Genomic DNA, 23,155 nt, shown 5'->3' on the forward strand with positions numbered 1-23,155 from the left:
GTGACATCCAACGGAGGGATTCCCAACGGCAGGATGCCCAGCGGCGTCATGAGCAAGGCCGAACGCTGGGAACAGCGTGTTCAGCTGGGGGCGCATCCACTGCTGTACCCGGCGATCCGGGGGCTGGGCAGCATGCGGCCGGTGATGCGTTTGCCCGGCCTGGGGATCCTCGTCAGCGAAGCCGCCTTGGTGCGTGACGTTCTCATGGATAGCCAGCGTTTCATCAAAAACGGACCGTCGGGTTCGGGTGCGCTCTGGACTCCCGTAGTGGGGCCAAAGGCGTTGGTGAACATGGACGGCACGGAGCACAGGGAGCTGCGGCGCAAGCTCGCCGACCTTTTCACTCCAGGCTCGGTGGCGGCGATTGTCGAGCCGGCTGCTGCTTCGCTTCATGACCGCTTACACCACGGATTGGACGCAGGTGGCCACGTGGATCTGGTGGACTGCGTGAAGGAGCTTGCTGGGGGAGTCATCTCCAGGCTGCTGGGCGTGCCGGATGATGCACCTGGCCGGTTGCCCAACAGGGAACTCTTCAATTTAGGGTCTTCCATCTCTTCACTCGTCCGTCTGGGGCGCCCCACGCTGACGGTGAGGCAAGTCGCGAAGGGAAGATCCGCCGTCGGGGTTTTGGCAGGACCGGCGCGGGAAGCGTACCGGAAGAGCGACCCCCAAACGTTTCCTGGTCGGCTGCGCGCACTCGGCATGACCGAGGAAGAAGCCATGGGCATCATCAGCGCGTTCGTGATGGTGGGAACAGAGACGTTGGTGTCCTTTGTTCCACGGCTGATTGCCCTGCTCGCTGACAGCGGACGCATTGCGGGCCTCGTTGAGGATCGGTCCGGTGTTGCTTCGGCCGTGAACGAGGCATTACGGTTCACCGTGCCGTCCCCGATGATGCTGAGGGATGCTGTTTCTCCTTGCACCCTTGGCGGAGTCGCTGTCCGTGCCGGTGACCGTCTTTTGCTATCGACAGTTCACGCGTCTAAAAGCCTCGGCGGATTCGAGCCTGGGATTCCCACCCCGCCGCATGCGCGTCAGCTTTGGTTCGGTGCGGGTCCGCACTTTTGCATCGGCATGCCGTTGGCCATGGCCGAGATCAATGCGACGTTGTCGTTGCTCTTGGACAGGCATGCCCGACATCCGTGGGTCGTCTCGTCCCGGCAAGTGAGCAAGGGTGTGCTCATTCCCGGGTACAGGAAGTTGGAGCTGGTCAATGCCTGATGACGCATTGTTGGAAGATAGTGTGTCCGGCACCGATCTCATCGAGGCCGTCTATGCCGCAGCTGGGCGCGTGCCAAACAGCCCAGCGATCACGGCGCCCGGCAGATTTTCGCCTTGGAACCATGCTCCAGGGCGACTACGGCGTCCAGGCCGGTTGCGACCGGGACGGTCCATCACATACCGGGAACTGGTCAAAGGTATAGATGCTACTGCCCGGCATCTCCAGGATGATGGCTTCGGTGCCGGTGAACGGATGCTGTTCTCAGTCCGCCCCAGCCCAGCAGCGTTCATCCTGGCCCTGGGGGCCGTCCGGGCCGGTGGTTCTGTGGTGTTCATCGATCCAGGAATCGGGCCGTCGCTTTTCCATGATCGGGCCAGGCTGGCTGCCCCGCAGTGGGCTGCCGCTGAGTCCCTTCTGTACGCGCTGAGTACCAGGAGCCCACTGCGGCCGCTGGCCCGGCGGAGGGGTTTGCTGCTGCCGGATTACGGAGCCATGGACGTCCGGCACTACTATTCCGGCCCATGGCTCCCTGGCGTTCCCCGAGGCGCGACGCCGGTGAAGCGACTCGCCAGTCCGGCGCTTCATAGGGATAGTGTTCCGCCTTCTGCAGGGGCTTCCTCCGGGCAGGAAGCCGTGATCATTTTTACGTCAGGGACCACCGGTGCGCCCAAGGGCGTAGTACATACACGGGGTTCGCTTGGGGCAGGATTCGAGCAGCTCAACCAGCGCTGTACCTTTGGCGAGGGCGATCGCATCCACTCCGAGCAGCTGATGATGGGCTTGCCGGCACTCATCGCCGGCGCGCACTGGACCATGCCCGGCTATGGCTTCTCCGCGCACATTGATCCTCTTCGCTTGGCACGCGAGCTTGGGCCGGTGGCTGGCAAAGAGAACTCGTACGACGGCGCGACGCACCTTTTCCTTGTGCCCTCCCAGTTGGCGCCCATCCTGGATGCGGTCGAGGACGGCAGCGTCAGGCTCCCCGGAACACTGCGGACAGTCATGCTTGGAGCCGCGCCGGTGCTGGCTCCCTTCCTGAAACGGGCAACGGCGCTGCTTCCCGGCGTCGAGTTCAAACTCATTTACGGCATGACAGAGCTGCTGCCAATCGCCGTCGCTGATGGTAGGGAGAAGCTGGCCTTCGCATCCGGCGCCGAGGCCCAATTCACGTCGCCGGACGGCAGCGGCGAAGGTGATTTCCTCGGAGAGCCCCTGCCCGCCGTCAGCATACGGGTGGGGGAAGACCACGAACTGTACGCCCGGGGACCGAACATGTGTCACGGATATCTGGGCGAGGAAGCCATGTTTGAGCACGCCACCGGAGACCTGGTGCGGCTGGACCACGGCGCGGGAGGCCCCGGAACGGGTCCCGCGCGCTTGGTGATGATCGGGCGCAAGAAGGACATGATCATCCGTGGCAAGACCAACATCTACCCTGCACTGTATGAACCGCTGATCACTTCCGTGCCGGGAGTTCAGCAGGCCGTCATGGTGGGGGTTCCGGACGGGATCGGTGATGAAGCTGTGTGGCTGGCGGTCGTGCCTGCACACGGGAAATCAGAGGCGCAGCTGAAGGCAAAGCTAACCAAGGTCCTCCCGGAGATGATTGACGAATCCGCACTCCCCGATCACATCGAAATCCTGGATGCCATCCCCCACAGCGGACGCCACAAAAAGCCGGACCGGGAAGCACTTCGGCGCGAATTTGCCCGCAAGTCCGCTGACAAAGCCGGGGCGCAGTGAAAATCGCGGTTACCGGGGCCACGGGCTTCATTGGGGGAGCAGTCGCTACTGCCGCCGAGGCACAAGGCTGGGAAGTTGTTCGTTTCGCACGGCGGCAAGGCCCTGGGCTGACGTATTGGGACCTAACCGGTGTGCCGCCTGGCCGATTACCCGCCGTGGACGCGGTGATCCACGCCGCCGCCCATGTGGCGGACTGGGGCGCTGCCCACATGTTCCACCACACGAACGTACTGGGTACCCGTGCCGTGGCTGAGGCCTACCCAACAACACGACTGGTGCACATTTCCAGTTCAAGCGTCTACCCGTGGTGGGAGGCCTGTACCAACCGCGGCGAAGAAGACGTGGCTATGCGCCACCTCAACGCCTACGCAAGGAGCAAGGCGCTCGCCGACATGGAGGCCCGACGGCATCGCAATGCCGTGGTTCTTCGGCCACACGGAGTTTACGGACCGGGGGACCGGACGCTGCTGCCGCGCCTGATCAGCAATATCCGCCACGGACGGCTTGTCACCGTGGGCCATGCCGGTATTCGTCATCAGCTCACGCATGTGGATAACCTGACAAAGGCAGCGCTGGCAGCTGCGCAGTCGGGGAACAATGGGGCTTTCAACGTGGCCGACGCGAAGCCTGTGGAGCTCGGCACCGTGCTAAGGCGGGTGCTTGCTGTCACTGGCCATGCCGGGGTGGGTATCAGGTACATCCCCGAGCCCGCTGCCATGGCTCTTGCCGGTATTTCCGAGGCCGCTGCCCTCGTTTCCGGTCGGGGACCACGCCTCACGCGCTATGCCGTCAGCCAGCTCGGGCGGGACAGAACTTACCGTCTGGACCGCCTCCGCGAAGAGCTGGGAATCGAACCAATTTCGACCACGCTCTCCGATGCGGGAAAATGGTTGGAGCATGGGGCCTGATCGGCCCCTACAGCAAACATCCAGAGGAGAACATGGCGTTCGGTCAGCCCCGCATCGAGTACAAAACCAACGAGCAAATGCGAAAGATGCACGAGGCCGGTTTGGTCCTCAGCCGTGCCCTTGACGCGGCCGTTGCGGCGGCCAAGGCAGGCGTCACCACTAAAGACCTCGACGAAGTATTTGCTGCCGTCCTGAATGACGCCGGCGCTAAGTCCAACTTCCTTGGCTATCACGGCTTCCCCGCCACCATCTGCACGTCAGTCAATGAGGAAGTCGTCCACGGCATCCCCGGGAACCGTGTCCTCAACGATGGCGACATTATTTCCATCGACGGCGGCTGCATCGTTGACGGATGGCACTCGGACTCCGCCCGCACCGTCATCGTTGGCACGGCAGACCCCGAGGACCAGCGGCTCTCGGATGTCACCGAGGCCGCCATGTGGCGAGGGATCGCTGCGCTGGCCAAGGGAAAGTTCGTGGGCGATATCGGAAACGCCGTTGATGACTACGTTTCTTCCGTTCCCGGTAAGCCCCTGGGCATCCTGGAGGACTACGTGGGCCACGGCATCGGTTCGGAAATGCACATGGCCCCGGACGTCCTGAATTACCGCACCACTCACCGAGGCCCGAAGATCCGCCCTGGGCTGTGCCTCGCGATCGAACCCATGCTGGTTCGCGGTGGCATCGAGACCGCCACGTTGGACGATGACTGGACCGTTGTCACCACCGACGGCAAGCGCTCCTGCCAGTGGGAACACTCGGTGGCCGTGCACGAAAAGGGCATCTGGGTCCTGTCCGCCCCGGACGGAGGCGCCGAGCAGTTGGCGCCGCTCGGCGTCGTGCCCGTCCCGATCCCGTAACGCAGCGCTGCCGGGTCCCAGCCCCCCCGCGACGCAAGTGCGTTGCCGCGAGGTGGACAATGGTGCCATGAATGCGATCACCGATGTGCCAGGCATCCGTATTGGCCACGTTCAGAAGAACGACGGCGGGTGGCTCAGCGGCGTGACGGTCGTCCTTCCGCCTGTAGGAACCGTGGGATCGGTGGACGTACGCGGGGGAGGCCCGGGTACGCACGAAACTGACGCTCTTGATCCGACGACGTTGGTCTCCACGGTGGACGCCATCGTGCTGACGGGTGGCAGTGCTTTCGGGCTGGGCTCCGCTACTGGTGCCCAACTCTGGTGTGAGGAGCAGGGCAGGGGTTTTGCGGTTCCCGGGACCGTGGTGCCGATCGTTCCGGCCGCCGCTATCTTCGACCTCGGACGCGGTGGTGACGTGAAAGCGCGGCCCGACGCCGACATGGGTTACAAGGCAGCCGCCGCGGCGTTCGCGTCAGGCGACCATGCCGCCGTCGAACGCGGAAACGTTGGTGCTGGCACGGGCGCAGTGATTGCGCGCGGGCAGTGCAAAGGCGGCGTCGGTACATCCTCGATCACGCTCGACAGCATCTCTCCTGACGGCCCAGTGACCGTTGGCGCGCTCGCGGTCGTGAACGCGCTCGGGACGCCGGTGTTTCGTCCTGCGGACCTGCAGCCCTCTGCGCGCTCGGTCGTGCCTCCCTTAGACGCGCGCCGCCGGGCTCCAGGCCCGCAGGACCAGCCGGGTGCGCCGTTCGCGACACCGCCACAGGGGCTCAACACGACGCTCGTCGTGATCGCCACGAATGCTCTCTTGGACGTTGCCGAGTGCAAGCGGACCGCCAGCTCTGGGCATGCCGGGCTGGCGCGGGCCTTGGATCCGTCCCATACTTTGGCGGACGGTGACACCGTTTTCGCTCTGGCGACGGGCGCCGTCGGGCTTGATCGCAGTACTGAGCAGGCACGGCAGGTATCGCTCATAACGCTCCAAAGTGCCGCAGCCGAAGCCGTGCGTTTGGCGATCCTGGACGGTGTTGAAGCAGCCGAAAGTGTCACGACGGCGGCAGGAGACTTCCCTGCTTACCGGACCGTAGGGGAGTGACGGGCGGCGGTACGTGCGCTACCATGGACGGATTTAAACTTTCCGGCCCCATTGGCGTAGAGTTATTTGTTGGTTGTCTGTGCAGCCACGCCCTTTTTAGTGTCGTGGTTCCAAGAGGGCCAAGCAAACAAAAAACGTCCGTTGGATTTTCGGTGCCTAACCGGAGGACAGCGGCAAACAACAGTTAGCGGAGGATATGGCCAAGAAGGACGGGGTCATTGAGATCGAGGGCGTTGTGACTGAGGCGCTGCCCAACGCGATGTTTCGTGTTGAGCTCACCAACAAGCACGTCGTTCTCGCACACATCTCTGGGAAGATGCGTCAGCACTACATTCGAATCCTCCCCGAGGACCGGGTAGTGGTGGAGCTGAGCCCATACGACCTCACACGTGGTCGTATCGTCTACCGCTACAAGTAAATTGCTGGGCGGCCCAAGGCAATAGTGCCAAGCCGCTCCAGCAGATCAACTGCAAAACACGCAAAGGAACGCCATGAAGGTCAAGCCGAGCGTCAAGCAGATCTGCGACAAGTGCAAAGTGATCCGCCGTAACGGCCGGGTCATGGTGATCTGCGAGAACCCGCGCCACAAGCAGCGCCAGGGCTAATTCCCCTTCAGGGAATCAGCGCCCGCAAGGGCAAACCTGGGTTGCTAGCCCACGCAAGTAAATAAAGGCAGCACAAGTTGTGCCAGGACTGCATTACAGAGCCTGGTCAACGTACCCCCGGTCGGAGGCTGGGGCCACACGGATCGTGTGGGTGTACTGCCTACGACCTCCGGTTTATTCAAGGAGTACCGCCACTATGGCTCGTCTCGCTGGCGTAGACATTCCCCGCGAAAAGCGGTTGGAAATTGCGCTTACTTACATCTACGGCGTGGGCAAGACCCGTGCACACGAAACCCTGGCTGCCACCGGCATCAGCGCTGACGTTCGCGTCAAGGACCTGACTGACGCCGAGCTGGTCCAGCTGCGTGACTACATTGAAGGCAACTACAAGGTTGAGGGTGACCTTCGCCGCGAGGTAGCCGCTGACATCCGCCGCAAGGTTGAGATCGGCAGCTACGAAGGCCTGCGCCACCGCAAGGGCCTGCCCGTACGCGGACAGCGTACGAAGACCAACGCTCGTACCCGTAAGGGCCCGAAGCGCACCGTCGCCGGCAAGAAGAAGGCCGGACGTTAATCCCTCGGGATTGACCTGGTTTTCCCCCGATAACTTTCTGTAGGAGAAACAATGCCCCCGAAGACTCGTGGAGCGGTTCGTAAGCCGCGTCGCAAGGATAAGAAGAATATTGCGCTTGGCCAGGCGCACATCAAGAGCACCTTTAACAACACCATCGTGTCCATCACGGACCCGAACGGTGCTGTAATCTCCTGGGCTTCCGCCGGTGAGGTTGGCTTCAAGGGCTCCCGTAAGTCCACCCCGTTCGCTGCCCAGATGGCTGCTGAAGCTGCTGCAAAGCGCGCTCAGGAGCACGGTCTGCGCAAGGTTGACGTATTCGTCAAGGGTCCGGGATCCGGACGCGAAACCGCAATCCGTTCGCTTCAGGCTGCTGGCCTTGAGGTTGGCTCCATCCAGGACGTCACCCCCAGCGCCCACAACGGTTGCCGCCCGCCGAAGCGCCGCCGCGTCTAATTAGGTATTCCCTGTCTGACCGGCCGGGCCTGCTGTACATGGTTTAGACCATCTACAAGCATGGCCCGGCTGGTCAGGCTGGAAACCGAAGCCGATTTCCACCACCTGTGTTGCGTCATATAGCGGATGCTCGCCGAAAGGAAACCTAAGTGCTCATTGCACAGCGCCCCACCCTGTCTGAAGAAGTTGTATCCGAGAACCGCTCCCGTTTCATCATTGAACCGCTGGAGCCGGGCTTCGGCTACACCCTCGGAAACTCCCTCCGCCGTACCCTGCTCTCCTCCATCCCCGGTGCCGCTGTAACCAGCATCCGGATCGATGGCGTGCTGCACGAGTTCACCACGGTTCCGGGTGTCAAGGAAGATGTCACCGAGATCATCCTGAACATCAAGAACCTTTCGGTTTCCTCTGAGCACGACGAGCCGGTTGTTGCTTACCTGCGCAAGCAGGGCCCCGGAGTCGTCACCGCCGCGGACATTGCTCCGCCGGCCGGCGTCGAATTCCACAACCCGGATCTGCACATTGCCACTCTGAACTCGAAGGGCAAGTTCGAACTCGAACTGACCATCGAGCGCGGCCGTGGCTACGTTTCGGCAGCTCAGAACAAGTCCGGCGACTCCGAGATCGGCCGTATTCCGGTTGACTCGATCTACTCGCCGGTCATGAAGGTAACCTTCCGCGTGGAAGCTACCCGTGTTGAGCAGCGCACCGACTTCGACAAGCTCATTGTCGACGTCGAGACCAAGCAGGCAATCGCTCCGCGCGACGCCGTTGCTTCTGCAGGCACCACCCTGGTGGAACTGTTCGGTCTGGCTCGTGAGCTGAACACCGCAGCTGAAGGTATCGAGATTGGCCCGTCGCCGACGGACGCTGCCCTGGCAGCGGACATGGCTCTGCCGATCGAGGATCTGGACCTTACCGTCCGTTCCTACAACTGCCTCAAGCGTGAGGGCATCCACACCGTGGGTGAACTCGTTGCCCGCTCCGAGGCTGACCTGATGGACATCCGTAACTTCGGTGCGAAGTCCATTGACGAGGTCAAGGCAAAGCTCGTGGAACTGGGTCTGTCCCTCAAGGACTCCCCTCCCGGTTTCGATCTCGCAGCCCGCGCCGCAGCCATCGAAGAGGACGACGCCGCGTTCAGCGACGACGAGCTCTAAAAAGCAGATCTTGGCCGTCAGGCCCAGCGATGGACCTGACCGGCTTACACAACAGGAGAAATTATTATGCCTACCCCCACTAAGGGTCCGCGCCTCGGAGGCGGCCCGGCTCACGAGCGCCTGATGCTCGCGAACCTGGCAGCTGCTCTGTTTGAGCACAAGCGCATCACCACCACGGTCACCAAGGCCAAGCGCCTGAAGCCGTACGCAGAGCGTTTGGTCACCTTCGCCAAGCGTGGCGACCTCTCTTCCCGCCGCCGCGTTCTCGGCCTGATCAGCGACAAGGGCATCGTCCACGAGCTGTTCACCGACATCGCCGGCGCCGTTGCCAACCGCGATGGTGGCTACACCCGTATCACCAAGATCGGCAACCGTAAGGGCGACAACGCTCCCATGGCTGTCATCGAGCTCGTCCTCGAGCCGGTTTCCCCGAAGCAGGCCGTAGTTGCTGAAGCAACCGCTGCTGCTGCCAAGGCTGCCCCGGCTGCTGAGGAAGAGGTTGTTGAGACCGAGGCTGTAGAGACCGAAGCTGCTGAAACCGAAGAGGCTCCGGCTGCTGAGGCCGAGGCTGCTGACGCTGAAGTTGCTGAGACCGAAGAGGCTCCGGCCGATGAGGACAAGAAGTAATTCACTGAATTCTTCACAGTAGACTTAAGTCTATGAACGAACGAAAACCCGCTGCCCCCGCTTTGGGGGGCGGCGGGTTTTTGCGTGTCCGCATGGATCTTTCGTATGACGGAGGACCCTTCAACGGTTGGGCACTCCAGCCCGGCCTGCTCACCGTGCAGGGAGCACTTGAGGAAGCATTGGCCCTCCTCGTGCGCCGTCCGGTCCGGGTCACGGTCGCCGGCCGCACCGACGCCGGTGTCCACGCTCGCGGCCAAGTGGTCCATCTGGACCTGACTGAAGCCGAGTGGCTTGGACTTCCGCGTGGGCACGAACTGGACCCCGCCGTCGCGCTTTTGCGTCGCCTTCGCGGAGCCCTTAGCCGCATTCTCGGCGACCTTACCGGTGCCATAGAAGTGCACGACGCCGGTCTGGCGCCCCAAGGTTTCGACGCCCGGTTCTCCGCGTTGTGGCGTCGTTACAGTTACCGCATTGCTGATGGCCCGGAGCGCTGGGATCCCGTGCTTCGAGGAATTACGCTGTGGCATAAAGCGCCGTTGAATGTCGCTCCATTGAATGAAGGCGCCGCCCAGTTGCTGGGGCTCCAGGATTTCCGTTCCTATTGCAAGCCCCGCGAGGGCGCCACAACCATCCGCGAGCTTCAGAAGTTTGAGTTCGAACGGGGGAGCGACGGGGTCATTGTCGCCACCGTTCAGGCGGATGCGTTCTGCCACAACATGGTCAGGTCCCTGGTGGGCTCGGCCGTGCGCGTTGGGGAGGGCCTGGAGCAACCGGGTTGGCTGCATGAGCGGCTGCTGGAACGTAAGCGTGATGCGAAGTCCGTGTTGGCCGCACCGCACCCCTTGGTGTTGGAGGAAGTTGCGTACCCGTCGGATAGCGAGCTGCTGGCACGGGCTGAGCTGACGAGGGCCCGGCGCGAGTAAGTCCGGACGTTGGAGGACCCCCTCCCGGCTCTGGGTACCGGAAGGGGGCCATTGTGGCCGTCCACGGTCTGGGATCCGTGAACGGCCGGTCTATTTCCCGAACGCCGAGATCAACTAAAAGCTTGGATGATCTTGATGGCCGCCGGACCCAGAAGGACTATGAACAGCACCGGGAAGATGCAGAACAACAGGGGGAACAGGACTTTCACAGGCAACTTCATGGCCCGCTCCTCCGCGTTCTGCCGACGCTTGACGCGTGCTTGCTTCGCTTGGGCGCGGAGAACGTTGGCTATGCCTATGCCGTACTTGTCAGCTTGTATAACTGCCAACACAAAGCTGCGCACATCTGGCACTGCGCAACGCTCTGCCAGAGCTTCGTAGGCTTCTTGGCGTGGGCGGCCGACTTGGATGTCCTGGAGAGTCCGCATCAGTTCAATGGCCAGGGGACCCTCTCCGTATGCTGATGCCCGTTCCATTGCAGATTCGAAGCCAAGCCCGGCTTCTACGGAAATGAGCATCTGGTCCAAGGTGTTGGGGAACTCAAGCTTTATGGCCTCCTGGCGTTTGATTCCTGTGTTGTAGATCAGGAGATCAGGGAGGAAATAGAGGGCTATTGTGAGGAACGAGCCAAAGGCCACGGCTGCCCCGTTTCCACTGGCTACTAGAAGTAGTAGGCCCGTTAATGCACCGGACGTAGCCAGAATCGGTTTTATGGCAATTATTTTTGGCAGTGGCATCGAGCTGGGCCGCCCAGCCAGGGCTAGCCAATGGTCCAATTTGGCTTCGTAACTGCCAGGCATGAGTTTCCTGGCCACCCCAAGCACGATCGGGGTACGCCGGATAGTTGCCTCAGCACCAGGGCCAAACCCTGAGCCAAGATTTGACTGGATGGACACTAAACCTTTGCGGTCGATGGTTGTCAGGGACCAACCGAAATATGCCAAGGGCACCACGATAATGGCTATGAACAGCCATGCAATGGGAGTCATGATCGGATCTCCTAGAACTTGATCTTTACGGTGCGGCTCATCCAGAAGCCACCTACGACAAAGAGCAGGAAACTCAGCACCGCCAGGGCTATTCCCACCGGTTGGTCAACAAAGACGCGCACATATCCGGGATTTATGGCGGCGAGGGCACCTGCCACTACAAGGGGCAGGGCCATAAGGATCAAGGCGGACATCTTGCCTTCAGCGCTCAGGGACCGGACATGGCCCTTGATTTCACTTCGCTCGCGGATGGTTCCGGCGACCTGTTCCAAAACTTCTGCCAGGTCTCCTCCTACCTCACGATTTATCTGCACCGCCTGCCCGATCCAGCGAAAATCTTCACTCTGCATCCGGTTGGCGGCGTCCTCAAGGGCTTGTCGGGGATCTTTGCCGATCCTGACCTCGTTCACTACTCGCCCCAACTCCTCAGAGGTGGGTGCTTGCGATTCCTTGGCTGCCGCCTCCAGTGAGCGCATGATGCTGTGCCCGACACGAAGACCGCCGATCAGCATCTGGATGGTATCCGTCAGTTGCTTCTCAAACGCAGCCCGGCGCTTCTCCGTCTTTGCCGCGAGAACCAACTTGGCCCCGAAAGGGGCAGCAACAGCCAGTAGTATGCCAATGATGGGGTTAAGGAGCAGCCAACCGAAACCGCCGAGAAGTAAAGTGGCAATGGCGACCACAACAGTTACGTCGGCCGGTGCCTGCTTCACGCCAGCATTGTAGAGAACCTCGCGATTGAACGGTCCTCCAGACTTACCAAGAGCCGAATCCATCCAGTGAACGGCGGACTCGGAAACACGGCCAACAACTGAAGGCTCTGACAACACCTCCATGCGACGGCGCTCCAACGGGATCCTGCCGTTCCGCGGTTTCAAGACTACGGCGACCAACACAACGAGGGCTGCGAGACATAGTCCGATCGCCGTGACGAAAATGAGCGGCGTGTCCATGGCTACCGCCTTCCCCCGGGGAGCGACTGCACTCCGAAGATTGCCGGCGAAACGGCTATTCCCAATTCAGCGAACCGGTCGAGAAAGCGGGGGCGGATGCCGGTGGGAAGGGTTTTGCCCAAGAAATGTCCCTGAGCGTCCAGACCTGCCGCGTAGTCGAAGATGAATGCGTCTTGCAAAGTCACTACGTCTCCCTCCATCCCCTGGACTTCGGTCACGTGAGTCACACGGCGGCTCCCGTCCCTAAGCCTGGTGACCTGTACTATCAGGTCAACGGCGGATGACACCTGTTCGCGTATCGCCCGGAGCGGAAGATCCATCCCTGCCATCAGCACGAGCGTCTCCAAGCGGGCTATGGCATCGCGAGGAGAGTTGGCATGAACGGTAGACAATGAGCCGTCGTGGCCGGTATTCATGGCCTGCAACATGTCCAGGGACTCGCCCCCGCGGACCTCGCCCACAATGATGCGGTCGGGACGCATGCGGAGGGAGTTTCGCACCAAATCACGGATGCTTATCGCTCCCTTTCCTTCAATATTGGGCGGGCGACTCTCCAGCCTGACAACGTGTTGCTGCTGCAGTTGTAGTTCCACCGCATCTTCGATGGTGACGATGCGATCGGATTCAGGAATGAAAGAGGACAAAACATTCAGCAGGGTGGTTTTCCCTGTGCCGGTGCCCCCGGAGACAATCACATTGAGCCGGGCCCGTACACATGCACTTAGAAGCTCGGCCATTTCCTGGCTCAGGGATCCCCATTCGATGAGGTTACGTACCGTGAAGGGAACGTGACTGAACTTTCTGATGGTCAGTGATGGTCCGTTGACGGCCAGAGGTGGAATGATCGCGTTGACGCGAGAGCCGTCCTCCAAGCGTGCGTCGACAAGCGGTGACGATTCATCGATGCGGCGTCCCACCTTGGAAACAATCCGTTCAATGACCTTGCGGAGGTGGCCGTCGGAACTGAATTGCAGATCCGTTAGTGCTAGTTGCCCGTGGCGTTCAACGTAGATCTGGTCAAAGCGGTTGACCATGACTTCCGTAACGCTTGGGTCTTCGAGCAGACGCTGCAAAGGGCCAAAGCCCATCACCTCGTCCGCGATCTCCCGGATGAGACGCCGGCGCTCTTCCGGGGACAACGGGACCTGCTCATCGTCGATGACTGCTGAAAGCTCGTCGACCGCAAATGAACGAAGATCTTCCTCGGACGATGAAGTGTCTCCGAGCCTGCTTCCCATACGTTCAAACAGGGCAGAGGCCGCGCGCTGTTTCAGGCCGCCTAAAGCATCGATAACCGGGGCAGCGAGCACGCCGCCCAAGATCGGAGCAGCGGTTTGCGTCGACAGGGTTGATGTAGATTCACCTACCGGCATTTCCATGGCGGCTAGTGGGCTGTTCTTTGAGAGCCTTTCTGAGAGCTTCATGACACCACAACCCTTCGGTGCACTTTGTTCTGGGGGACGGTCTCAAGGCGAGGGTCAAAACGCTCAACCAGTTTCTTCAAGCCCTTGGTTGCCGAATCTCGCGTGGTTCCCTGAAGAATGGGGACCCCGCGGTTGGTGGAGAACGGCAGGTTACGTGAACGCGGGATAACGGTGTCTACAGGAACGCCAATAGTCGCCTCTACGTCCTGGACGGAAATACCGCTCTTCCTGTCAGCGAAGTTGAGAACCGTGTGCCGGCCTTGAGGGAGCAACTGGAGTTCTCTCAGCACGCTGAAGCATTTACGAAGACCGCGAATGCTGGGAACATCCATTCCGCAGACCCATACCCCATCCGTTGCCAGTTCAAGCGTGGCGAGGCAGTGTTCGCCCAAACCAGGAGCGGTGTCCACCACCACGTATCTGAACTCTGTCGCTAGTTGAGTGATGAGTCTGCTCACGTGTTCAGCGGTGATGTAGTCAGAATCCGAGGGCTTCTGTGGTGCGCATAGGGCATAGATTCCAGCAGGATGCACTGTAAGGAACGCCTTGAGTACCATCGAGTCCTGGGCCGCGGGGCCATGGACGGCCTCCGTGATGGAGTGTTCCGGCTCGAGCAGCAGGCCGGAGGCGACATCGCCAAACTGAAGATCCAGATCAACAATCACCACACTCATCGGAGCAAGCGCTCCGAGTCCGACTGCAAGATTGGTGGCCACGGTTGTCTTGCCAACGCCGCCCTTCGGAGACATGACGGCAATGACTCTGCCTCGTTCTTGTCCCGACTCGGCTGCGGGCTGCATGCCACGCCGCCGGCTTGCAGCGGCGAGACACGCACGTTCAAGAAGAACGCGTAGCTCGTTGATTTCAATCTCTGGCGTCACGACGTCCCGGATGCCCGAATGCATGGCCCGGAGCACGATCTCAGCAGACGGGTCAGCCACCAGCAGGAGGCTGATCTCCGGATATTGGAGATCGAAGACCGTGGCCAGCTTCAGCGCATCATCCGGATTCACACCAGGCCCAAGGATCATGACCTCCGGTGGCGCGCCGGTCAGCTGCTTGAAGACGTCGTCCGTTCCACCCCTCAACACATCAGGGGAGAGTGTCTGCAAGTCCCCGTGCAGGGCTCCCGTGATGGCCTGGCGAACACGGGCCTCAAAATCGCGTACTGCAGTGATGGCTACAAAGCGGCTCATTGAACCAGCCCTCCGAACGTTGTTGTTGGCGGATCGCTCTTCGCCGTCTTGTCCGTCTGCTTCGAAAGCCACAACGTCCCGAACTCCGCGCCGAAGACCATCTTGGATGCATTGGCGTCGCTCACCGCCACGGTCACATAGGCCGAGCCGTTGGGAAGGGCTACACCTTTGTCGGTTCCCGCGGACTTTTCGGCGTCAGGGGAAGCCTGTTGAACCGCAGTCACCAGGACGTCGTGATAGAGCAACTCCGTGAAGTTCTTCCAGCCCGTCAGGTTGGCAGGGAGGTTGGCGCTCGCAGGGACCGAGTCGTCCAGCTTGAAGGACGCGAACACCGTGACAGTATCGCCTGCCTCGATCCGACCACCGAGAATACGTTCCGGCGCCAACACGAACGTTGTCTCCTGTAGGCCCTCCGGGACAGGCACGGTTCCTGGCGCTAGGTCCTTCGGGTTAACCAGCTTCACACCCAGCAATTGTTCGCCGGGCTGGAGCTCCGCGGAGGTGACTTTGCCCTTTTGATCGGTGAGGGCATTAATGGTGCCGGGTGCAACGGCGGATTGCGGTAACGTCTCCGCCTTGACCTTCGATTGGATTTCTTCGACTTTGGTGCCGGCCGGAATTCGTTCCTTCACCACAAGTACGCTGACGGGATCAAGCCCTTGCTGCGCCCGCTTGTCGGCCCCCTGAACGTAGGTGACCAGCAAGACTGTGCCGATGACTGCCAATAGCAGTGCTGCAATGCCTCCCAGTAGGCGTGTTTTCACTTTGTAACTCCTTTCGAGTTCTCGTGACTTTTTGATAGGAGACGCCAATGAGCGTCTATTTGGTGAGCGTTACAACGGATGCTCCGTAGTTGGGAATGCCGCCCGACGATTGCGAACCCTCCTCGAGGGACACGAAGCGGGAGAAATAGCCCTGGAGAGCGCGGCAATTGCCTGTGCAGCTGGGTGCTGCGGGATCCAGCTGCTGGCCGCCATCGAACTTGTATCCAGTGACCTGGAAAGCTGCAAAACCGATCAGGGTGTACTTTGTTTTGTTGCCGTTCTGCGCAGCCGTTTTGAAGAGTGGTATGAGCGCTGGCTCGTCCATGATGTGGGCAAGCACTGAATCGCAGGTTGCTGCGTTAGGGAAATGGTTGCCGGGCTGGCCCTGAACTACCGCGCTAATGCTTATGTCGGTTGAACAACCGGACGTGGTCTCAAGCCAGCCAAAACCGCCGGGTTGGTAGCCATTTTGTGCAACACACCCACCAACCGCCGGCGCGTTCGTGTCGTAGCGAAGCGTTACGTGGGTGGGGATTGGATCGCCGCTAAATGTGCCGGTGGAGTTGAGCGAGGCAAGCTGTGCCGGCGAAAGGTACTTCTTGAAAACGCATTCACTGACGGTCCAAGGCAATGTCGTGGCACTCTTCGGAGCACCCCAGGATGCTTCGGCCGTGGCATGTACTTGCGTTGTTTCGACACCGAAAGCCCGGGCAAAGAACAGTGAGAAACTGTTCGCGCCCGAACCCGCATCGCGGGCGTTGGTTACAACGCGGACTGTGGTTGCCGCGGGAAACGTAACGACCGCTCCACTTGAGTTATCGTTCGCGTTGGTGTTGGCGAACTGGTTTCCAGTGGTTGAGCTGCTTCCACAACTTCCACCCGCGCAATCAGTGGCTATGGCTAGAGCAGCTGCGTCGGCACCATTTTGCAATTGTGCCTTTTCTGCGTAGACAGCGCCGACATCTACTGCAAGGGCTGCGAAACCTAACAAGACCACCATGGTGCCTGCCACAATGACAGCGGCGGCGCCGCGTTCCCTGTCTTCGACTGGCATGTGGCGAAGCAAGATCTTGCGTGCCCAGTGAGTGCTTATCCGCCGCATCGCATTACCCCCACTCCCGTCATGTTGAGTGGGAAGATGCCGGGTGCTCCAAAAAACCCGGAGTCCAAGAATCCTGACATTGATGGCAGTGAGAGGCTCGTGGTTACTTTAACGTTGGATCCGGGGGCACAGCTGGCAGCGTTGTCACTGACGGTGACGCCAAGACCGTTGAGTGCTGGTGCGGCGGCCAACGCGGCGCCAGAGACGTTGAGCCCGCCGTCCTTGTAATGAACGGCCGCATAGCGGGCTCCCTCGCGTGCTGCCTGTGTGAGTGAAACCTGGACGTTATAAGCGCGCCCGAATTCCATAATTCCGAGAAGGATTAGCAGTAGGAGCGGTAGTACGATAGCCATTTCAACTGCGGCGGCACCCCGCTCGTTCGTCGTAGATTTCAAGGTCTTCTCCTGGTCCCAGATCCAGACAAAATGTTGAGTTAAAGCGATTGGTTGGCCGTGGTTGCCAACTTGCCCCCACGACCAACCATGGAACGCTTATTACGCGGTAAGAGTGATTCCGTCGAACAGGTCGAAGACCTTACCGCCCAAGGCGAACGCAGCAACGGAGACGACCACGGCAATGGCGGCGACCATGATGCCGTATTCAACCATCGTGGCGCCCTTCTCCTCGGAGGTGAGGCGGGCCTTGACGCCGGCGACGAACGAGATAACAGAGATCATAAGAGCAGACATTGGAAAATCCTTCCCAGAATGAATTTTTGGGTTTTGGTAAATCGTGGATATAGGTCCAGCAAATTATCGGAATTTGCCTTCGATTCCCGAACTACCCCCATGTTGCCTTTAGCGGTTCGGAATTCGATGAGATAAGAATTCACCCTGGACGTACCGCTGAACAATGCGTAGTCGTACTCGAATTCCTGCAGCGCCCATCAGCGATTCACCCGCAGAAGGGCAGGGAAGTACTCAGTTTGGAAGTCAAAAAGGGGGAGCGACTACTTGGAATCGACAGCAGCCTTACATTTTTGAACCGATGAAGAGCCCCGGGAATGGAAAGAAGCCCAGTCCTACTGAAGTAGGAGAGTTACACCCAGTGCTGCGATAACCATGGCCGGTCCGTGGGCTGTTTCTGCGGGCTTTTCCTTGCGACTTAGGCGCCACAAGAGCACCGTCAGCACCCCGCCCACCACGAATCCCAGTAATCCGCCGTAGAGTACTTGCTTCCAACCCAAGTACCCCAAGTACAGTCCGACGGGTGCCGCGAGCTTCACATCGCCCATTCCGAGGCTTCTCGGCGAAATAAGTCCCAGAATCAGGTAGCCAACGAAGAGTGTGAGGCCTCCGGCGAGTGCTCGGAGCAGCTCGGGCCAGGCGGGATCCAGTGCTGCGGACGTGGCAAGGAGAACAAAGCCGCCCCCTAGCAGGAACAAAACGAGGGGGTTTGGCAGCAAATGGAGGGTGAAATCAATTCGCGAAAGCTGCACCCCGAGAAGTGCCAATAAAAGGAACGCCGGCAATTCCGCGGCAAAACCAAAGCGCCACCCCAGCAGGGCAAAGAGCAGCGCGCTGACTGCCGCCGTCGTGATCCGGACGGTAGGGGAGGGAAGACCACCGAGGCGCGGAAGGGCACGGGCGATCACGAACTCGACGGCCGGGCTCAACAGCAAGCCGGCGGCGGCGAGCAGGAGCAGGAAAACGGGACCGTTGGTCATCTACTCTCCCTCAAAGCGCATGCGACCCCGAGGGGCGGATACCCCATTTTGACCCGGACGGCCCGTTGAAGGTATTGTTTATAGTCGTTGTGCGTGTCCTATCTCGATGACACATGCCTTCTCGGGGATCCAGTTGCAGGATCGCTAACTCAAGAGGCATATCGAGATTCTGGGATGACTGGTCTATAGAGCCCTCACCTCTGCTCCGGTAACGCATACATAGTAGGTACACGCCTCACTGCGTGTCGCCTAAAACATGAACGCCAGAACAAGAACGAGGCAAAACCGTGCGTACGTACACCCCGAAGCCCGGCGATATCAACCGCCAGTGGCACGTCATTGACGCCACCGACGTTGTCCTTGGTCGTCTTGCCAGCCAGACCGCAACACTGCTGCGCGGAAAGCACAAGCCGACCTTTGCGTCCCACATGGACATGGGCGACTTCGTCATCATCATCAACGCTGAAAAGGTTGCCCTCACCGGCGCCAAGCTGGAGCAGAAGCGCGCATACCGCCACTCCGGTTACCCGGGCGGCCTGAGCTCCGTCAACTACGCCGAGCTGCTGGAATCCAACCCGGTTCGCGCTGTTGAGAAGGCCATCAAGGGCATGCTCCCCAAGAACTCCCTCGCCGCTCAGCAGCTGGGCAAGCTCAAGGTCTATGCAGGCCCCGAGCACCCGCACGCTGCACAGCAGCCGAAGACTTTCGAAATCACCCAGGTCGCCCAGTAGTCCTGGCCACCAAACAACTTTTTATTACAAGGAGAACCGTGGCTCAGAACGAAGAACTGACCGCCGAAGCCGTCGAGGCTGAGGAAACCCTCACCAGCTACACCTCTGAAAGCACATCTGTTGAAGATGCGCCCAAGAAGGAGCGCCCGGCACTGACCGTTGCCGGTGCAGCTGTTGGCCGCCGCAAGGAAGCCGTTGCACGCGTTCGCGTCATCCCGGGTTCCGGCAAGTGGATCATCAACGGCCGCACGCTGGAGAACTACTTCCCGAACAAGCTGCACCAGCAGGACGTCAACGAGCCCTTCAAGATCCTTGATCTTGAAGGCGCCTACGACGTCATCGCCCGCATCCACGGCGGTGGCATCTCCGGCCAGGCCGGTGCGCTGCGCCTCGGTGTTGCTCGCTCGCTGAACGAGATCGACGTCGACAACAACCGTGCCACCCTTAAGAAGGCCGGTTACCTGCGCCGTGACGCCCGCGTCATCGAGCGTAAGAAGGCTGGTCTCAAGAAGGCACGTAAGGCTCAGCAGTACTCCAAGCGTTAAACTGCGCTTGCTCGAAAGCCCGTTCCGCCGTTTCGGCGGGGCGGGCTTTCGCCGTTTAAGAAGTTGCGCTGTATGCAGTTCAAAGAGGCGTGCTGTGAGTCGGATTTGACCTGCGCACATGACGTTCCGACACGCTGCTGGACGGGCGGCGTCCCGTCGTCGTCTAAACTTGAGCCGATGTCTAGATTATTTGGAACAGATGGCGTGCGCGGTCTCGCGAACGGATTGCTCACCGCCGAGCTGGCTATGCAGCTGGCCCAGGCCGCCGCCGTCGTACTCGGCCATGACCGCACAACCGATGGCAAGCGGCCTCGCGCCGTCGTCGCCCGGGACCCCAGAGCGAGTGGCGAGTTCCTTGCCGCCGCCGTCGAAGCGGGGCTCTCCAGTTCCGGCATCGATGTCTATGACGCCGGGGTGCTGCCCACCCCGGCTGCGGCCTACCTGGTGGCAGACCTCGACGCCGATTTCGGCGTTATGCTCTCGGCGTCCCACAACCCGGCCCCTGACAATGGGATCAAGTTCTTCGCACGCGGCGGCCAAAAGCTGCCCGACGACGTCGAGGACGCTATCGAAGCGCAGTTGGGCAAAGAGCCTCAGCGACCCGTGGGCGGCGACGTCGGACGCATCCAGCGCTTCTCCGACGCTGAGGACCGTTACATTGTCCACTTGCTCGGCACCCTCCCCAAGCGCCTCGAGGGCCTGAAGGTTGTCCTGGACTGCGCTCACGGCGCGGCGAGTGGTTGTTCGCCCCAGGTGTTCAAGGACGCCGGCGCAGACGTAATCGTCATTGGTGCCGAGCCGGACGGCCTGAACATCAACGACGGCGTGGGCTCCACCCACTTGGGCCCGTTGAAGGAAGCGGTAGTCAAGCACGGCGCGAACCTCGGCATTGCCCACGACGGCGACGCCGACCGCTGCCTCGCTGTAGACCACGAAGGCAACGAAGTAGATGGCGACCAGATCATGGCGATCCTGGCGCTGGCACTCAATGAAGCGGGCAAGCTCAAGGACAGCATCCTGGTTGCCACGGTCATGAGTAACCTCGGACTCAAGATTGCCCTCCGCAATGCTGGCATCACCATCCGCGAAACCGCTGTTGGCGACCGTTACGTGTTGGAGGAAATGCGCGACGGCGGCTACAACCTGGGTGGCGAACAGTCCGGCCACGTGATCTTCTCCGATTACGCCACCACCGGCGATGGCGTGCTCACCGGCCTGCAGCTTGCTGCACAGGTGGCACTCACGGGTCGTAGCTTGAAGGAACTCGCAACGGCGATGACCAAGCTTCCGCAGCTCATGATCAACGTCAAGGGCGTGGACAAGGCCCGTGCCGGCACCGACGAAGGTGTGGCCGCAGCGGTAGCCGCCGCTGAACTGGAACTGGGCGAAACCGGCCGTGTGCTGCTGCGTCCGTCCGGCACCGAGGCCCTGGTCCGCGTCATGGTGGAAGCTGCGGATATGGAGACGGCCGAACGAATTTGCAACAGCCTGGCTGCCGTAGTCAAAGAACGCCTGAGCGCTCCCAGCGAAATGGCTGTCTAAGAACACTTCCCAAGCAACTTCGGCCCGCTTTCCTGGTTACCGGTTTACTGGTTTCCAGGAGAGCGGGCCGAGTTGGTTTAAGCCGCGCTGGTTACGCTGGTTAATAGGGGAGAGACCCTACAGGTAGTCCGGCGCTGCTTCCAACCCGAAGTATTCCTCAAGCGTCGCGATGCCACGGGTGTTCATCTCTGTAGCTGCTTCGACGCCGATGTAGCGCAGATGCCACGACTCGTAGAAGTATCCGGTGGTTTCGTGGAACATCCATGGATAGCGGACGATGAAACCGAATTTGTGGGCGTTGGCTTTGGCCCAAATAGCCGCGGGCTGGTCGGCGAAGCAGGGTTGGAAACTGCAGGCACCTCCGCCGTCGGCTATGTCAAAGGACCAGCCCGTTTGGTGTTCCGAATGACCCGGACGTGCGGAAGCTCTGTCGGCTGCAACCTGGCCGCTGCTAGCGACGTAGCCGTTGTACGTGACCACCTGTGTGGAATAGGAACGGTACCCGGATGCCAGTGCCATGGTGACGCCTTCGGCCGCCGCTGCGGCGAACATCTTTTCTGCGGCAGCCGCCGTCGTGCTGTTCATCAGTGTGGCTTCGCCGCTGACGGCGAGCCGGATGTTCGGCTGAACCAAATCCGCGGGGACATAGTTTTGTGGATTCAGTGGCCGGTGCTTATTGACCACCACCCATGGGCTGGCTGGATCGGTGAGCGAGAACTGCTTGGCTGCGGCTTGTGAGGGCGCTGCGCTGGAAGGACTGCTGGAAGGCTCGGTAGCCGCAGCGGGCGTAACGGCAGTGACTTGAGTTGGCGTGGCGCCCGAGGCAGCGGCGGACGGTGTCGCCGAAGCCCCGGCAGGTGAGGTCCCGGCAGGGGAGACGGCGGGGCCATCCGGAGTGCAGGCAGTCAGAGCAGCCAAGCCTGCGCCAGCCGTCAGGAAGCCCGCGAATGCCCTGCGGCTGGGCATCGGCTGAGGTTGGATGTCCAAGCTAAACCTTCCGCAAAAGCATGCGACGGATGGAGTGGTCTGCGTCCTTGGTCAGTACCAGCTGGGCGCGTCCACGGGTGGGGAGCACGTTCTCTTCGAGGTTCGGCTCATTGATGCGCTTCCAGATGCCGCGGGCCGTTGACTCGGCATCTTCGTCGGACAGCGTGGCGTAGCGGTGGAAGTACGACTCTGGCTGGGCGAAGGCCGTGGTGCGGAGCTTCCGGAAGCGGTCCACGTACCACTCCTCGATGTAGGACGTCTTGGCGTCAACGTAGATGGAGAAGTCAAAGAAGTCGCTCAGCGCGAGGCCCTGCTTGCCATCCATGCGGGGTCTTGCTGGGGCCAGAACGTTCAGGCCTTCCACGATCAGCACGTCGGGGCGGCGGACAACGACTTCCTTGCCCGGGACGATGTCGTAGGTCACGTGGGAGTACCACGGTGCCCGGACTTCCTCGGCTCCACCTTTGATTTCCGACACAAAACGCAATAGCGCCCGGCGGTCGTAGGACTCCGGGAAACCTTTGCGTTCCAGCAAGTGCCTTCGCTTCAGCTCCGCCAACGGGTAGAGGAAGCCGTCTGTGGTGATGAGTTCTACGTTGGGTGTTCCCGGCCAGCGCCGCAGCATTTCACGGAGCACACGGGCGATGGTGGACTTTCCAACAGCAACGGAACCGGCCACGCCGATAACAAACGGGGTGCGCTGTGTTTGCTCGCCCAGGAACGTGGTTGTTGCCGCGTGAAGTTGATGTGAAGCCTCGACGTAGAGGTGCAGAAGCCGCGAAAGGGGGAGGTATACCTCCCGCACTTCCTTCATATCCAGGGGATCGCCGAGGCCTCGCAGACGGAAAATGTCCTCTTCGTTGAGGGGCTGCTCCATCTGTGCTGCAAGCCGGGACCAGGTTTGGCGGTCCAGCTCAACAAAGGGGGAAGCGCCGTCGCCGTTTGCTTCGGTGCGTTGCAAAGTCACGCTCTGATTCTGCCCTTAGCCCGGCGGATCAGGAAATGCGGGACGACGTGAAGGTGAATTGTGGGTGATTAACGCGTCAGAGACAAGAGTGGGAGAGGGGACATCCCACATCAGT

At 60.8% G+C, this 23,155-nt stretch carries 26 protein-coding genes; 15 read left to right on the forward strand and 11 right to left on the reverse strand.

The genetic code is table 11. The annotated features are described in order from the left end of the window. From ACTAQJ_RS23410 to truA, 12 genes are all read left to right on the forward strand, one after another. On the forward strand, positions 1 to 1,221 hold the full coding sequence (locus tag ACTAQJ_RS23410; protein WP_498699765.1) for a cytochrome P450: 1,221 nt from the start codon (positions 1 to 3) through the stop codon (positions 1,219 to 1,221). Further along, positions 1,214 to 2,965 carry a class I adenylate-forming enzyme family protein gene (locus ACTAQJ_RS23415; RefSeq protein WP_498699767.1) on the forward strand — a complete coding sequence of 584 codons (1,752 nt, stop codon included), beginning with the start codon at positions 1,214 to 1,216 and terminating at the stop codon, positions 2,963 to 2,965. The genes ACTAQJ_RS23410 and ACTAQJ_RS23415 overlap by 8 nt, the downstream gene beginning before the upstream one ends. After that, the gene (locus tag ACTAQJ_RS23420) at positions 2,962 to 3,873 is read left to right on the forward strand and encodes an NAD-dependent epimerase/dehydratase family protein (protein ID WP_498699768.1); all 912 of its coding nucleotides are present in this window, start codon (positions 2,962 to 2,964) and stop codon (positions 3,871 to 3,873) included. The genes ACTAQJ_RS23415 and ACTAQJ_RS23420 overlap by 4 nt, the downstream gene beginning before the upstream one ends. A 32-nt stretch (positions 3,874 to 3,905) precedes the next feature. After that, positions 3,906 to 4,733 (forward strand): type I methionyl aminopeptidase, encoded by an 828-nt coding sequence (gene map / locus ACTAQJ_RS23425; RefSeq protein WP_498702245.1) that lies wholly within the window; start codon positions 3,906 to 3,908, stop codon positions 4,731 to 4,733. Positions 4,734 to 4,800: 67 nt separating this feature from the next. Continuing rightward, positions 4,801 to 5,832 carry a P1 family peptidase gene (locus ACTAQJ_RS23430; protein ID WP_498699770.1) on the forward strand — a complete coding sequence of 344 codons (1,032 nt, stop codon included), beginning with the start codon at positions 4,801 to 4,803 and terminating at the stop codon, positions 5,830 to 5,832. 196 nt (positions 5,833 to 6,028) lie between these two features. Further along, positions 6,029 to 6,250: a translation initiation factor IF-1 gene (infA, locus tag ACTAQJ_RS23435; RefSeq protein WP_011775571.1), complete on the forward strand. Its 222-nt coding sequence runs from the start codon at positions 6,029 to 6,031 to the stop codon at positions 6,248 to 6,250. 73 nt (positions 6,251 to 6,323) lie between these two features. Then, complete coding sequence (rpmJ, locus tag ACTAQJ_RS23440) at positions 6,324 to 6,437, forward strand: 50S ribosomal protein L36 (protein WP_011775570.1); 114 nt, start codon at positions 6,324 to 6,326, stop codon at positions 6,435 to 6,437. Positions 6,438 to 6,633: 196 nt separating this feature from the next. Further along, entirely contained in the window at positions 6,634 to 7,011 is a 378-nt protein-coding gene (rpsM, locus tag ACTAQJ_RS23445) for a 30S ribosomal protein S13 (RefSeq protein ID WP_011775569.1), read from the forward strand. 51 nt (positions 7,012 to 7,062) lie between these two features. Next, positions 7,063 to 7,464, forward strand: a complete 402-nt coding sequence (gene rpsK, locus ACTAQJ_RS23450) for a 30S ribosomal protein S11 (RefSeq protein ID WP_014922380.1) — start codon at positions 7,063 to 7,065, stop codon at positions 7,462 to 7,464. Positions 7,465 to 7,613: 149 nt separating this feature from the next. Next, on the forward strand, positions 7,614 to 8,624 hold the full coding sequence (locus ACTAQJ_RS23455; RefSeq protein ID WP_011775567.1) for a DNA-directed RNA polymerase subunit alpha: 1,011 nt from the start codon (positions 7,614 to 7,616) through the stop codon (positions 8,622 to 8,624). Between the two features lie 66 nt (positions 8,625 to 8,690). Further along, a complete protein-coding gene (gene rplQ / locus ACTAQJ_RS23460) occupies positions 8,691 to 9,251 on the forward strand; it encodes a 50S ribosomal protein L17 (RefSeq protein WP_498699772.1) in 561 nt (186 codons plus the stop codon). Between the two features lie 32 nt (positions 9,252 to 9,283). Then, a complete protein-coding gene (truA, locus tag ACTAQJ_RS23465; RefSeq protein WP_498699773.1) occupies positions 9,284 to 10,174 on the forward strand; it encodes a tRNA pseudouridine(38-40) synthase TruA in 891 nt (296 codons plus the stop codon). A 110-nt stretch (positions 10,175 to 10,284) separates the two neighbouring features. On the opposite strand, the gene ACTAQJ_RS23470 is transcribed toward truA, so the two are convergent. The 9 genes from ACTAQJ_RS23470 to ACTAQJ_RS23510 form a co-directional block, all read right to left on the reverse strand. Further along, positions 10,285 to 11,163: a type II secretion system F family protein gene (locus tag ACTAQJ_RS23470; protein ID WP_498699775.1), complete on the reverse strand. Its 879-nt coding sequence runs from the start codon at positions 11,161 to 11,163 to the stop codon at positions 10,285 to 10,287. 11 nt (positions 11,164 to 11,174) lie between these two features. Next, positions 11,175 to 12,116 carry a type II secretion system F family protein gene (locus ACTAQJ_RS23475; RefSeq protein WP_498699777.1) on the reverse strand — a complete coding sequence of 314 codons (942 nt, stop codon included), beginning with the start codon at positions 12,114 to 12,116 and terminating at the stop codon, positions 11,175 to 11,177. A 2-nt stretch (positions 12,117 to 12,118) separates the two neighbouring features. Then, a complete protein-coding gene (locus ACTAQJ_RS23480) occupies positions 12,119 to 13,540 on the reverse strand; it encodes a TadA family conjugal transfer-associated ATPase (RefSeq protein WP_498699779.1) in 1,422 nt (473 codons plus the stop codon). Next, complete coding sequence (locus ACTAQJ_RS23485; protein ID WP_498699781.1) at positions 13,537 to 14,736, reverse strand: CpaE/TadZ family protein; 1,200 nt, start codon at positions 14,734 to 14,736, stop codon at positions 13,537 to 13,539. The genes ACTAQJ_RS23480 and ACTAQJ_RS23485 overlap by 4 nt, the downstream gene beginning before the upstream one ends. After that, positions 14,733 to 15,500 (reverse strand): Flp pilus assembly protein CpaB, encoded by a 768-nt coding sequence (gene cpaB / locus ACTAQJ_RS23490; protein ID WP_498699782.1) that lies wholly within the window; start codon positions 15,498 to 15,500, stop codon positions 14,733 to 14,735. The genes ACTAQJ_RS23485 and cpaB overlap by 4 nt, the downstream gene beginning before the upstream one ends. Before the next feature lie 55 nt (positions 15,501 to 15,555). Continuing rightward, positions 15,556 to 16,554: a pilus assembly protein TadG-related protein gene (locus tag ACTAQJ_RS23495; RefSeq protein WP_498699784.1), complete on the reverse strand. Its 999-nt coding sequence runs from the start codon at positions 16,552 to 16,554 to the stop codon at positions 15,556 to 15,558. A gap of 35 nt (positions 16,555 to 16,589) precedes the next feature. Continuing rightward, positions 16,590 to 16,955, reverse strand: a complete 366-nt coding sequence (locus ACTAQJ_RS23500; protein ID WP_498702246.1) for a TadE/TadG family type IV pilus assembly protein — start codon at positions 16,953 to 16,955, stop codon at positions 16,590 to 16,592. A 141-nt stretch (positions 16,956 to 17,096) separates the two neighbouring features. Further along, positions 17,097 to 17,291 carry a Flp family type IVb pilin gene (locus tag ACTAQJ_RS23505; RefSeq protein WP_498699786.1) on the reverse strand — a complete coding sequence of 65 codons (195 nt, stop codon included), beginning with the start codon at positions 17,289 to 17,291 and terminating at the stop codon, positions 17,097 to 17,099. Between the two features lie 332 nt (positions 17,292 to 17,623). Further along, positions 17,624 to 18,268 (reverse strand): prepilin peptidase, encoded by a 645-nt coding sequence (locus ACTAQJ_RS23510; RefSeq protein WP_498699788.1) that lies wholly within the window; start codon positions 18,266 to 18,268, stop codon positions 17,624 to 17,626. Between the two features lie 287 nt (positions 18,269 to 18,555). Here ACTAQJ_RS23510 and rplM point away from each other — a divergent pair, with 287 nt between their 5' ends. From rplM to glmM, 3 genes are all read left to right on the forward strand, one after another. After that, positions 18,556 to 18,999, forward strand: coding sequence for a 50S ribosomal protein L13 (gene rplM, locus ACTAQJ_RS23515; RefSeq protein WP_498699790.1), 444 nt, complete (start codon positions 18,556 to 18,558; stop codon positions 18,997 to 18,999). A 38-nt stretch (positions 19,000 to 19,037) separates the two neighbouring features. Next, positions 19,038 to 19,544: a 30S ribosomal protein S9 gene (rpsI, locus tag ACTAQJ_RS23520; protein ID WP_216925110.1), complete on the forward strand. Its 507-nt coding sequence runs from the start codon at positions 19,038 to 19,040 to the stop codon at positions 19,542 to 19,544. A 177-nt stretch (positions 19,545 to 19,721) separates the two neighbouring features. Continuing rightward, the gene (glmM, locus tag ACTAQJ_RS23525) at positions 19,722 to 21,086 is read left to right on the forward strand and encodes a phosphoglucosamine mutase (RefSeq protein WP_431115914.1); all 1,365 of its coding nucleotides are present in this window, start codon (positions 19,722 to 19,724) and stop codon (positions 21,084 to 21,086) included. Between the two features lie 117 nt (positions 21,087 to 21,203). Here the strand turns inward: glmM and ACTAQJ_RS23530 are convergent, their stop codons facing one another. Together ACTAQJ_RS23530 and coaA are read right to left on the reverse strand one after the other, a co-directional pair. After that, a complete protein-coding gene (locus ACTAQJ_RS23530) occupies positions 21,204 to 22,052 on the reverse strand; it encodes a M15 family metallopeptidase (protein ID WP_498702247.1) in 849 nt (282 codons plus the stop codon). A 22-nt stretch (positions 22,053 to 22,074) separates the two neighbouring features. Continuing rightward, positions 22,075 to 23,040 (reverse strand): type I pantothenate kinase, encoded by a 966-nt coding sequence (gene coaA, locus ACTAQJ_RS23535; RefSeq protein WP_223946540.1) that lies wholly within the window; start codon positions 23,038 to 23,040, stop codon positions 22,075 to 22,077. Between the last annotated feature and the right edge of the window lie 115 nt (positions 23,041 to 23,155).

This window comes from Arthrobacter sp. alpha11c (assembly GCF_054149985.1).

Bases quoted from the DNA above. Each gene is read 5' to 3' on its own strand.
- rpmJ (WP_011775570.1), top strand. From the start codon at position 6,324: ATGAAGGTCAAGCCGAGCGTCAAGCAGATCTGCGACAAGTGCAAAGTG.
- ACTAQJ_RS23430 (WP_498699770.1), top strand. From the start codon at position 4,801: ATGAATGCGATCACCGATGTGCCAGGCATCCGTATTGGCCACGTTCAG.
- map (WP_498702245.1), top strand. From the start codon at position 3,906: ATGGCGTTCGGTCAGCCCCGCATCGAGTACAAAACCAACGAGCAAATG.
- ACTAQJ_RS23495 (WP_498699784.1), bottom strand. From the start codon at position 16,554: ATGCCAGTCGAAGACAGGGAACGCGGCGCCGCCGCTGTCATTGTGGCA.
- ACTAQJ_RS23485 (WP_498699781.1), bottom strand. From the start codon at position 14,736: ATGAGCCGCTTTGTAGCCATCACTGCAGTACGCGATTTTGAGGCCCGT.
- infA (WP_011775571.1), top strand. From the start codon at position 6,029: ATGGCCAAGAAGGACGGGGTCATTGAGATCGAGGGCGTTGTGACTGAG.
- rplQ (WP_498699772.1), top strand. From the start codon at position 8,691: ATGCCTACCCCCACTAAGGGTCCGCGCCTCGGAGGCGGCCCGGCTCAC.
- truA (WP_498699773.1), top strand. From the start codon at position 9,284: ATGAACGAACGAAAACCCGCTGCCCCCGCTTTGGGGGGCGGCGGGTTT.
- ACTAQJ_RS23480 (WP_498699779.1), bottom strand. From the start codon at position 13,540: ATGAAGCTCTCAGAAAGGCTCTCAAAGAACAGCCCACTAGCCGCCATG.
- rpsM (WP_011775569.1), top strand. From the start codon at position 6,634: ATGGCTCGTCTCGCTGGCGTAGACATTCCCCGCGAAAAGCGGTTGGAA.
- ACTAQJ_RS23415 (WP_498699767.1), top strand. From the start codon at position 1,214: ATGCCTGATGACGCATTGTTGGAAGATAGTGTGTCCGGCACCGATCTC.
- glmM (WP_431115914.1), top strand. From the start codon at position 19,722: ATGTCTAGATTATTTGGAACAGATGGCGTGCGCGGTCTCGCGAACGGA.
- ACTAQJ_RS23470 (WP_498699775.1), bottom strand. From the start codon at position 11,163: ATGACTCCCATTGCATGGCTGTTCATAGCCATTATCGTGGTGCCCTTG.
- ACTAQJ_RS23510 (WP_498699788.1), bottom strand. From the start codon at position 18,268: ATGACCAACGGTCCCGTTTTCCTGCTCCTGCTCGCCGCCGCCGGCTTG.
- ACTAQJ_RS23500 (WP_498702246.1), bottom strand. From the start codon at position 16,955: ATGGCTATCGTACTACCGCTCCTACTGCTAATCCTTCTCGGAATTATG.
- ACTAQJ_RS23505 (WP_498699786.1), bottom strand. From the start codon at position 17,291: ATGTCTGCTCTTATGATCTCTGTTATCTCGTTCGTCGCCGGCGTCAAG.
- ACTAQJ_RS23475 (WP_498699777.1), bottom strand. From the start codon at position 12,116: ATGGACACGCCGCTCATTTTCGTCACGGCGATCGGACTATGTCTCGCA.
- rpsK (WP_014922380.1), top strand. From the start codon at position 7,063: ATGCCCCCGAAGACTCGTGGAGCGGTTCGTAAGCCGCGTCGCAAGGAT.
- ACTAQJ_RS23530 (WP_498702247.1), bottom strand. From the start codon at position 22,052: ATGCCCAGCCGCAGGGCATTCGCGGGCTTCCTGACGGCTGGCGCAGGC.